Raw genomic sequence first — 11,187 nt, forward strand, 5'->3', positions numbered from 1 at the left:
GGAGGTCCCGGTAACCTATTGAATCTATTGGAGTAATTCCTGGGACACTACTGAGTCGCGCCAGTAGGCGCTGTAGTGCATGTCGTAGGTCAGCAGGCCGCTGTACACGGCGCGCACCCGATCCACCATCGACTGCAGCTCCGTACCGAAGTGGTTGATCCAGTAGTCGCCGCCCGGCCGCGTGCGGAAGAGCCGATCTGTTTCGGTCCCGAGCGAGTACATCCGCACGCCCTCTTCCTCTGCGATGCCGGCGAAGTGGATCGCCTGCAGCGCGTAGCTCTCCCAGAACTCGGCGACGAACAGGTCGTGGTCGGGGTGGCTCGGCCGCCACGGCCAGAAGTCGGGGTCGATCTGCCTCGCGCACGTGCAGTACAAGTGGTCGTCTGGGATGCCGGTGTCCGCATAGCCCGGGTCTCCGAGCTGGAACCGTGGTGCGGGGTGCCTGACAGCATCGAGTTCATCCTCTGTCTCGAAGCTCTCGATTGCCAGGGTCATGTAGACGCTGAAGCCGTGCTCCCTGAACTCGCGGATGATCTGCCGAACCGCGTCGTCGGAGAACGTCGGGACGCGTACGCCCGAGTACGTACGCTCCAGCGTGCTGTCCATGCTGTGCTCGAGGTGCAGGGCTACCGAGAAGCCGACCCAGTCCACCTGCACGCTCCGCAGGTACTCGACGTAGCGCAGCGGGACCAGCCGCCGGGTTCGGTCCATCTCCCACAGCTCGACGGCATCGGCGGTGTGCGCCCAGTTGCCGGAGAGGTGGACGGCGCGTAGCGGGCGGTCGAACTCCTGGGCCTGCAGACCGGCCGCGACACACCAGAACAGCGCAAACGTGACACGCAATCGCTGCATCGACAACCTCCATTTCCCGCCTACCGCCGAGCGTAGCACTCGTATACCGACCTCACGGTCTCTTCCGCCAGCTTGCTTCGGATGTTGTACGAGCGCACCTGGCTCTCGAAATCCTGCCACAACGAATCGCTGGCGCGGCGCGGTTCCGTAGGTAAGCCGGACGCGCTCGCCTACCGCGAGCCCGTCAGTCACTCGTGTTTCTCCGCTCGACAATTGGCGTGGTCGACTGGGCGCGCACCCTGCCAGAACCACGCAAAGGAAATCAAGCAGACGCCAAAGATGCTGACGCAAAGGCACGAACAAATCGACAGAAAAATTTCTTATGCCTCACGCCAAGGCCACCTGCGTCCAGGCTCCGCCCCCTCTCGGCTGGCGTGCTCCGCTGATATCGCTCGATCACGGCCGCCACCAGCTCCCGCCTCCCCTCCGGACTCATCGTCGACATCGTGCACTTCGTGATTCTCGAACGCGACCTCGGATCGGACAACCGTTTTTCGACACCGCGGACGATCCGAATAGACGGTGAGCACCGTAACGTCGAAGCGAGGATCTTGTCGAAGCATCTTTGCATCGGAACGCTGTTGAGCACGACGCCTACCGGCCCCGTTCGCTGGAGGGCCGGGTGATTACCGAGTCCATAGGAAACAGAAGGCTGCGGGCCTCATTGGAACTAGTGGCCCCCCCCACGCTGCCGCCGCCACCCGGAGCACTCCCGAATGATGTTGTCCGCCTCGAAACATCCTTCTACCACGGGGTTGCCCGACAGCGCGTCGGAGGAATACTGCACGGCCGCAGTGCCAGTCATGACGCCGGGGGTGTCCGCCCGCGACTCCCAGGAAATCAAGCGAGCCCGAATGTCACCGGCGTCGTCGGGCACGCGGAACGCGATCTCGTCGGACATCAAGGTGAGCCTCCCGTCGATCGAGATCGTTCCGGATTCGATGGTCCACTCGTAGTTCGGCGGCGCGATGAACGTGCTCATGACCGAACCGGTTACCGTTGCGCCGTCCTGCGTGAAGTCGGCTGTCAGCGGTATCCACGAAGCGCAATCCGGCAAGCCGTTGCAGTTCTCCTCGCCCAATTCCTGCCAATCCGGCGGCAGGGAGATTCCGGTCACGTTCAGGTCACCCTCCCAATGTCCATGGAACTCCGGAAAGACTCGGATGCGTCGCGAGCCGCGCCCGCTTCCCGGGACGTCGGCGGTTATCGTCGCCTCGCCGGCCGCGACGGCGGTGACGAGGCCCGACGAGGATACCGTCGCGACGGCCGGCGCATCAGACTCCCAGGTTGCGTTGGTGGCCGCCTGCGCTCCACTGCCGCTCGACGAAGTCGTTGCCTGAAACTGCACTTCGTCGCCGATGTAGATCGTGCCGTGGTCCTCGGGATACGTGACCGATAGGCTCGACGTCGTTACCGGCGACGGCGCGCTGGGACCGTCGCTGTCGCCACCGCAGGAGAGTGCCAGCAGGCAGGCCGCGGCGAGCAGTACGCGGGTCGAGTCTCGGTTCATTGGGTGGATGATCGGATGCATCCGGCTTCTCACCGTTCTCCTCCGTCGAGCCACTCGTGAGCGAGTCCGGCGGCATGCCGACACTCACTCGCAGCGGATTGAGCCGGCTGTCGTAGTGTTCAGCAGGACCAGAAACCTAACGAAGTCGTCGGCCGTGCCGTAGAGGTCGTCGGGCCCGTTGTTGTGCTGTGGGAGTACGAAGTCAACCACCGCGTCGCCGTTCAAGTCCGCGGGCACGAGGTTGTACCCGAAATAGTGATCGGATCCGGCAAACGGCTCTGGAGACATCGCCTGGAACTGACCGCTCCCGTTGTTGCGATAAACGAGCGGCGATTCGGTGCGTACCGGATATCCGAGTCGCGACATGACCAGGTCTGCGCAGCCGTCGCGGTCAACGTCGTGCATGCTCGGATCTGCGGCGTTGTTCAGCGGATCGCCGTTCGCGTTGCGCTCCGGTGTGGTCGCGCTCTGATCGCCCATCCTGGTAGGTGTCTCGTCGACAAACGACATCGCCGTGCGGCGGCGGAGCACGGGAGAAGGCGTGCCGTCGTTGATGAGGATCTGAATGTAGCGGCCGGTCCATGGGAGAACGCCCGGCGGGCCATCGTCGTTGCGACCGTGCGGGAGCAACAGGTCCTGAAACCCGTCCCCGTTGACGTCGAAGTGCGTCAGCGCCCGGACTGACGTGTAGGCGTCGGCGAACGCGGGATGCGGCAGTTCGATGCGTGCCGGATAGTGCCCCGTGCCGTCGTTCACCAGGACGATGCTGAACTGGTTGATGTGGGTCGGATCGACGTCGCGGATCTGTCCGAGCGCGAGGTCAAGGTCGCCGTCGTTGTCCAGATCAACGAGGTCTGCGCCGACGTGTCTCCAATACTCTGGAGGCGGGTTGTGGAGGAGCTCGTAGGGAGCGCGATCGGGATCAAGCGTGAACGTGCTGTCTCCGTTGTTCACCATGAAGTGGCTTGTGACGTTGGCGCCGCCGGTGCTTTCGACCCACAGGTCGATGTCGCCGTCACCGTCGATGTCGCCCGACTTCGCCAGTTTGAGATGAAGGTCGGCCGGCCCGGAATAGTCAGGATTCGGCCGTAGTTCATGCTCGCGTCTGACCGCGTCCGCCAGAGCATCTGACGGCCGAAGCAGTCCGTCCTCGCTGCTCAGGAACAACTGCGGTGGATTCCCGTACCCCAACCTGTGACTGGCCACGTAGACGCCGGCGTCGAAGACCGCAAGGTCAGGTTGCGCGTCCCCGTTGAAATCGTCCGCCGCCACGACCGCGTTGCGCACGTCGATCGTGCCGTCGACAAGCTCCGGCGCGTGCCTGAGGCTACCGTCCCCCACGCTGACGAACACGTGCAGCGTCGTTTTGGTGAATCGTTCCTCGGGCGTCGCACCGTCGTAGTAGTCTCCGTACCCTCCCGCAAGGATGTCGTCACGGCCGTCGCCGTTGAGATCTGCGACGGCATGCACGAATTCGAGCCGTCCGAGGTTGGGATCGGTGACGACGCGCGAAAAGGTGACCCTCGAGGACGATTGTGCGTTCGCTACGGAACAGCCGAGCAGAACCGCCCCGATTACTACGACGAACTGGCGCGACAACATGGACACTCACCCCTAGTCTGCCGAAGGTAAAGCAATCAGAGGCAGGCTGTTCGCACCCGCGTCGGGGTGGCTCGGCCGCCACGGCCAGAAGTCGGGGTCGATCTGCCTCGCGCACGTGCAGTACAAGTGGTCGTCTGGGATGCCGGTGTCCGCATAGCCCGGGTCTCCGAGCTGGAACCGTGGTGCGGGGTGCCTGACAGCATCGAGTTCATCCTCTGTCTCGAAGCTCTCGATTGCCAGGGTCATGTAGACGCTGAAGCCGTGCTCCCTGAACTCGCGGATGATCTGCCGAACCGCGTCGTCGGAGAACGTCGGGACGCGTACGCCCGAGTACGTACGCTCCAGCGTGCTGTCCATGCTGTGCTCGAGGTGCAGGGCCACCGAGAACCCGACCCAGTCCACCTGCACGCTTCGGAGGTAGTCGACGAATCTCAATGAAACGAGAGCCCGGGTCCGATCCTCCTCCCACAGCATGACGGCTCCAGGGTTATGTCCCCAGTTGCCGGAGAGGTGGACGACGCGTAGCGGGCCGTCGAGCTTCTGGGCCTGCAGTCCGGCAGTGACACACCAGAACAGCGCGAACGTGACACGCAATCGCTGCATCGACAACCTCTGTTTCCCGCCTACCGCCGGGCGTAGCACTCGTATACCGATCTCACCGTCTCTTCCGCCAGCTTGCCCCGGATGTTGTACGAGCGCGCCTGGCTCTCGAAATCCTGCCACAACGAATCGCCGGCGATTCCAATGTTCCACGAAAAGACGCCGCGCACCACGCCGACGTTCTCGTCGATGATGTCGAACAAGGCTCTGTAGATGTTCGCCTGGTGTCTCCTGTCCATCGTCCAGACCATTGGCGTTCGAGTCGGTGTATACGGCTGCCTGACCGGTCATTGACCAGTCTGCCGGGTTGAAAGGCGCCTCCATCGTGTCGACTGCGCCGAACTCGGTAAAGACGACCGGACGTCCAGTGTTTCTGCTCGCGAGAGGAACAACGTGCTCCTGGAACAGCAGATCGAATGCGTTCCGAAGGTCGGTTACGCTCAGCACCTCCGTCGGAACGGTGTCCGTGAGCGGAAACCAGGCGCTCACCCCCACGACATCGAGGTCCAGATCTTCCCACAGCTCAGCCGAGCCCGGACTGAACCAGTCTTCCGTGACCGCCGTGTAGTGCATGTCGTATGTCAAGAGACCGCTGTACACCGTACGCACCTGCTCCACCATTGCCCTGAGTTCTCGGCTGAAGTCATTGGTCCAATAATGCCCGCCGTAACGCGTGCGAAACAGTCTGTCGGTTTCCGTGCCCAGGGAATAGAGCCGGACTCCCTCCTCCTCTGCGATGGTCGCAAAGTGCACTGCCTGTTCCGTATACGTGTCCCAGAACTGCGAGACAAAGCGCTGATGATCCGGATGGTCCGGGCGCCACGGCCAGAACTCCGGCAGGATTAGCCCGTACCGCGCCGGATCGTCCGGAGGCACCTCGTGGTCGGTGCCGGGATCTCCCAACTGCCATCTTCGCACGGGGCGCGCGGCGGTTTCTGCTTCAAACGCTTCGAAGGCCAGGGTCAGGTACACGTCGAGACCCTGTCCCCTGAACTCGCGTATCAGTTGCCTCAAGGCGCGATCCGTGAATGTAGGTACCTCTACGTTGGAGTAGACCCGTTCGATGGTGCTGTCCATGCTGTCATCGTAATGAAGCGCAACGGAAAGCCCGACCCAGTTCACATGCAGCTTGTCGAGATAGTCGAAGTAGTCGGATGGAACCAGCGGATCGTCTCCATTGGCTCCAGAACGCCACGCGTCCACGGTTTCCCGCGTCGTGTCCCAGTTTCCAGCAACGTGGATCGACCGCAGTGGAGAGTCCAGGGGCAGCGCACAGGAATCTCGGACGTTCTGCGCGCGCAGTGTCAATGAAGACGAGAGCAGAAACAAGCAGAACAGGACGATCCATGAAGAGTGGTCGCACAACGCCGCCGCCCGCGTCGCGGTCGTCGCCAACGCGGATTCCCCCCGCCGATTGCTCTCACAGCAATCAGGCCCTGCGCCGGCTCGGTCTGGCGTCGACAATCGCGGCTGCTGGAAGCATTGTGCGCTCGTCGTCGCGTCGTCCGCAGCGTCGCCGCAACGCCGCCATGAAATCCCGGTGGTGGTGGTGGTGAAGGTCACGGGACAAATTCCGGCAGCACAGCGTCAGGGGGCTCTTCACCGGAACCGTTCACGATGGTCGCCCGATCATCGGGCGCGCATCTGATCGAGGTAGTTGATCGCCGCCCGCACCTCTTCAGCGTCCCACGCCGTCCAGTCATCGTTCACGGGCAGCCCGACACCCCGATGCTCCGCCCCACAGCGACGATCCTGACCGCGAGACGTGGCGAACCATCGTGTTCGCACACCGTCAGGAACCGCTGCGTCAACATCACCGACGGAAGCTTGCCCACCCCTATCCGCACCCAGAGCACTGGCGTCGCCCGTTGCCGACGCCATCGTCGCAAGTCTGTCCAATGCTCACACTCCCCCGAACCTCAAGACTGACCATGGAAAGGGCTGCTTCGCATTGCGTAAACGATAACAACCAACCAATAGAATCCTATCGAAAGAGACTATCCAAACACGCCGGCGCATCGCAACGCATACCTTCTTGCACTCTCAGGCATAGCTGAAGTTAGCCCGGTTCCTGCCACGTTCCAGTGAGCCGAACCTGACACGGGTGAAACACTCGGGACGGTATCGCCCATGTCAATAGGAGGTACGTCTGGCGAGGCGTACGCCCCTTGATTGATGTGGTATCTTTCGCACTCGCCATGCAGTCGCCGTGTTTCTCCCGACCTTGCCTCGTACACCGGCTGCTCGCCGCCGCCGGCTTTCCCACGGGACCCGCCGAGGCCGGCACGCGGCCGTTCGCCGACGTCGTCGCCGCCCGCCGAGCACGGCATCGACCCCGGCTTGGTGCATGCCGTCATCGCCGTCGAGTCCGGTTAACCGCGCAACCGCGCGTCGCCGATGAACGACCGGTCCAGGCCGACCGTCCTGGATCAGAAGCTGATAACAAGCGCGGTCCGGAGGATCGCGTCGAGGCCGGCCTTGCGGATCCGACCCGTGCCGAGGTCGAGTACGGTGCCGCCCGCCGCGGCCGTCTCGTACACTTCGTCCCCGCTGCCCGGCGTGCCGTCGGGGTCGTTCAGCATGACGTGCGCACGGATGGCGGCATCCTCCAGAGCCGGCCGATGCTCGTACAGATGCTGGAGGCTGATCCGCAACGACAAGTGATCGTTCATGGCGACGCCGACCGCGTTGGTGACGTTCAGGGAGTAGTCGGAGGCCGACAGCAGATTCACATTCAGCGCCAGGTCGCTGTCCAACTCCAGCGCGGCACCAAGCCGGTGATGATAGTCGCTGTCCAGACGGAAGCCTCCGAATCGGTCGTCCTTCGCGGCGTCCGGTTCGAGTTCCTCCCGCGCGGTGTAGCTGATCCCGTAGCCGGTGGAGAACGACAGGTCGTCCGTGTCGGCCCAGACGTTGCCGACGCCGCCGAAGGCGATGTAGCGGTTGCGAATGCCGGCGTCGTTGTTGCGATCCCAACTCGTGCCCGTATTCCAGAAGAACCGGTCGCTGATGTTCACCTCCAGACGTCCCTCGACGAAGTACTGCTCGACGTCCGGCGGGCCGTCCGCCCGGGCGACAGCCGTCTCGAACTCGTCCGGGAGCTCGCCGGGCACGAAGCGCAGCCCCGGCTCGACGACGAGAATCCGGTCGCCGCCCGTCCGCGCGCGAATGCCGTCCACGCGCAACCGGGCCCGCGCCGCGGTCCAGTTGCGGCGCAGGGTGTTCTTGAATCCGAACGTCTGGGTATCGGCGTTCCCACCGGCCCGGACGACACTCAGCTCCGTTGCGTTCGACCAGCCGGCGTCTTCCTCGGCCGTGTCGGGTTCCTGTGCGCCGCCGCCGGCCACCATCGTCGCCAGCCAGGCCAGCAGCAGCGGTACCGTCCGCCAATCCGTTCGCATTCCGGTCTTCCTCCACGCGGTTGCTGAAGCTGCGGAAACTGGACGCTGTTCGCGCCTGATGCCGGACCGGGTACACCCCCGCACGGCGTAGCGGCCGTGAGCCGTGCGCAGGGCGTAGTGCCGCCGAGGCCGAGAGGCGGCGCAGGGTACACGCCGCCCCGCCGGCCCGCTCTAGTTGGCGTGGCGGGCCAGTGTCTGACGCCAGAGCCCCACGGGCTCGCGGTCGCCGCCGCCGCCCTCGAAGACGATCGGACGTGTCTCGAGGCGCGAGCCGTAGAAACGCTCGTTCGCGTCCACGTCCTGGCGGATGGTGCTGCCGTTGATCGTGATACCGGCGAACACGCCCCGCGCGCGCGAGTAGCTGAGGATCTGGGCGCTCAACTGCAGGTCGGTCGACGCCGCGGCGTTGCGGCCCACCGGGCCGGCGGCCAAGCCGGCGTCGACGCCGATGGAGAACTGGTTGCTGACGAGGTTGTCGAGCCCCTCGGGAACCATGATGACCAGGATGATGTCGCTGCGTTGGACGCCGATCTGTAACCCGAAGCTTCCACCCGTGAGGGTGAGGAAGGCCGGGGCCGACCAACTGTCGCCACTGCGGGCGCTCAGGATGCCCCTGCCGCGCATGCCGCCGAAGCCGAAACCGGCGCGCGTCGTTCCGGGAAACACCGCGATGCCTTCGGCACGCTCCAGGATGGCGTCCGGGATGGCGCTGTCGTCGGCGGCCATCATCGCGTCGAGCACCTCGGCTTAGCGCGCGATGCGCTCTGCCTCTTCCGCGCCGTCGTCCTGGGCGGCAGGGTGGGACGTCTGCAGTACGAGGACTGCGATCATCGACGCCACGACGATAAGGAACTTCTTCATCACCCGAGTCATAACACCTCCCGGAGCGAGGCCTCCTGGCCACGCCTGACTATGGTTCGTTGGTTGCAGTTGGTCGGGATCCCGCAGAATCCCTCACGCGATCCTACCCCATGTCACCCTGTCCAAGCACCCGACAAGGCTCAACGATTGTTACAGTGCTTCTTGTGCACGAAATCGACAGTCAGCACTCTTACGTCTCACGCCAAGACCACTTGTGGTCTTGGCAGGACTCGTCTACCTCCTTTAGTCTGAGTGTTAATGTGAAGAGGTCTTCGGCGACCAGCGTACCCACTCGGGCTGCCGACCTCTTGCCCTGACCGCCCTGACCATGGCTCTGCCCGACCTTCCGCCGCTCGACGCGCTGCGTTTCTTCGAGGCTGCAGCGCGCTACGGCAGCTTCGCCGCGGCGGCGCGCGAACTGGGCGTTACGCCGGCATCCGTCTCGTATCGCGTCAAGAGCCTCGAGAGACATCTCGGGACGACGCTGTTTTCGCGGTTCGCCCACGGCGTGCGCCTGAACCCGGAAGGGCAGGCTTATCTGCAGGTAGTCCAGCGGATCTTCGCGGATCTCGGTCACGAGACGGCGCTTCACCGGGCTCGACGCAGGACACCGCTTCTCAAACTGGTATCGATCGAGGTCGTGGCCGAGAAATGGCTGATGCCGCAGCTCGCCGACTTCAAGGCGGTCCACCCCGAGGTCAGCATAGTGTTCGACGTCGACCACGACGAGGTCGATCCTGACCGCCGGGATTTCGACGTCTGGATAGCCTTCGCCGACCAGGTGCCGGACACGATTCACTCCGAAAGGTTGCTCGAGGAGACACTGTTCCCCGTCTGCAGCCCCCGCCTCATCGAGGCGCGCGGACGGCCCCGGGTACCGGGCGAACTGCATGGCTGGCCTCTGGTGTACGACCTTCACTGGACCCGTGACTGGTCGCACTGGTTCGCTCATCACGGCGTCTCGTCGGCGGATCTCTCCCAGGCTTCCGGATTTCGCCTCTACACGATGGTGGTCCAGGCCGCCGTGGATGGCATCGGCGTGGCTCTCGGCCACTCGTCGATGATTGCGCGGGAGCTCGAGCAGGGGACACTCGTAACGCTCTTCGACTCTCCGGTTGCAGCACCGGCTCCGTATCTGCTGGTGGTTGCTCCCGCCGCCCGCCTGAGACCGGAGGTCGTGGCGTTCCGCGACTGGATCCTGAGCCGCGCGTCGTCGAACAATCTCGATTCGTGCACGCCGTCGGCAACACCTGGGAAGCACCCATTCGCGCTTCCGTGACGGACGACGCGAGTGTTGGGCGGCAGGCGACGGTTGTCGGGCTACCGCACGGCCCGCAGGGCGGAGGTCGCCGCCGGCCGCGCACCGAACGTCACCACCCCGAGCAGGCTGATCCGGTGGTCCACCCCGCCCTGCCGCAACAGGTGGCGCTCGCCGGACGCCTCCAGCCGCACCGGCGCCGAGGACCTCGTATCCGCGTCGAGCGAGCCCAGCGTCGCCCCCACCTGCAACCGCCGCCGGCCCCAACCCGTGCCGTAGCCGCCGAACGGCGCCACCAGCAGGCGCCGCGGCAATCGCCACCCGTAGCTCACGCGCGCGTCCACCGACCGCTCGTCCGAGCCCGCCGGCATTCCCCAGGGCCGATGCAGTTGCTCCTGCCACAGCATGTCCGCTCCCTGCGCCGCGCCCCACCGCGGCGCCAACGACAGCGTCAGGCCCGGGCGCTCGGCCCCTTCGCCCACGCTCACCGTCACGCTGCCGCCCCGCTCCGCGTAGGCCGACGCGGTGTGCAGCGCGAGCATCCGCCCCTGCGCGTCCACCCGCAGGGGGCCCGCGGACAGACGCACTCCCGACTCCAGCTCCAGACCCACCCCGGTCTGCCTGGCGCCGCCGTCCTGCCGCACGCTCAGTCTGCCGAACGGCTCCAGGTGCATCCCGCTCGGGCGCGACCAACCCCGCGCCGCCTCGAACCCGGCCCGCGTCCGGCGCACCCCGGCCTGCAGCGCGTCCAGCGTCTCCCCGCCCGCGTCGGTCGCCAGGTGCGCCCACGACAGCTCGCCGCGCAGGCCCAGCCGCACGCCGCCGCCGATCACCGCCATCTCGCGCCGCGCCTCGACAAGACCCAGGCCCAGGCCCAGGCCAGTGGTCTCGAGACCACCGTCCGCCGCCGCCCCGACGTTCTCCGCCGTTCCGCGTCCGACGCCGCCCAGCGCCCACACCGTCGTGCGGCCCCGCGACCACTGCACGTAGGGATGGACGGCGGTCAGCGCCGTCGCCAGCCGGCCGCGCGACCTGCCCGCGTCCCACGACGCTGGAAATGGCAAGTTGAAAAGGGACCCCCGTGGCAACGTGAAAAGGGACCC

General features: G+C 65.2%; 8 protein-coding genes. 1 reads left to right on the forward strand and 7 read right to left on the reverse strand.

The features are described from left to right. Positions 1-24: 24 nt before the first annotated feature. The 6 genes from F4X11_07595 to F4X11_07620 all read right to left on the reverse strand — a co-directional run bounded on the left by F4X11_07595 (position 25) and on the right by F4X11_07620 (position 8,694). Positions 25-852 (reverse strand): hypothetical protein, encoded by an 828-nt coding sequence (locus F4X11_07595; protein ID MYN64875.1) that lies wholly within the window; start codon positions 850-852, stop codon positions 25-27. Positions 853-1,522: 670 nt separating this feature from the next. Continuing rightward, positions 1,523-2,383, reverse strand: a complete 861-nt coding sequence (locus tag F4X11_07600; GenBank protein ID MYN64876.1) for an Ig-like domain-containing protein — start codon at positions 2,381-2,383, stop codon at positions 1,523-1,525. 63 nt (positions 2,384-2,446) lie between these two features. Further along, entirely contained in the window at positions 2,447-3,964 is a 1,518-nt protein-coding gene (locus F4X11_07605) for a VCBS repeat-containing protein (protein ID MYN64877.1), read from the reverse strand. Between the two features lie 12 nt (positions 3,965-3,976). Beyond that, positions 3,977-6,127, reverse strand: coding sequence for a hypothetical protein (locus F4X11_07610; protein ID MYN64878.1), 2,151 nt, complete (start codon positions 6,125-6,127; stop codon positions 3,977-3,979). A gap of 866 nt (positions 6,128-6,993) precedes the next feature. Beyond that, positions 6,994-7,965, reverse strand: a complete 972-nt coding sequence (locus tag F4X11_07615) for a DUF481 domain-containing protein (GenBank protein ID MYN64879.1) — start codon at positions 7,963-7,965, stop codon at positions 6,994-6,996. Positions 7,966-8,136: 171 nt separating this feature from the next. After that, a complete protein-coding gene (locus tag F4X11_07620) occupies positions 8,137-8,694 on the reverse strand; it encodes a lipid-binding SYLF domain-containing protein (protein MYN64880.1) in 558 nt (185 codons plus the stop codon). A gap of 460 nt (positions 8,695-9,154) precedes the next feature. On the opposite strand from F4X11_07620, the gene F4X11_07625 reads away from it, so the two are divergent. Beyond that, a complete protein-coding gene (locus tag F4X11_07625; GenBank protein MYN64881.1) occupies positions 9,155-10,105 on the forward strand; it encodes a LysR family transcriptional regulator in 951 nt (316 codons plus the stop codon). 41 nt (positions 10,106-10,146) lie between these two features. Here the strand turns inward: F4X11_07625 and F4X11_07630 are convergent, their stop codons facing one another. Further along, positions 10,147-11,148, reverse strand: a complete 1,002-nt coding sequence (locus tag F4X11_07630) for a hypothetical protein (protein MYN64882.1) — start codon at positions 11,146-11,148, stop codon at positions 10,147-10,149. Between the last annotated feature and the right edge of the window lie 39 nt (positions 11,149-11,187).

This window comes from Acidobacteriota bacterium, assembly GCA_009861545.1.
In the GTDB taxonomy this organism is placed as follows: domain Bacteria; phylum Acidobacteriota; class Vicinamibacteria; order Vicinamibacterales; family UBA8438; genus WTFV01.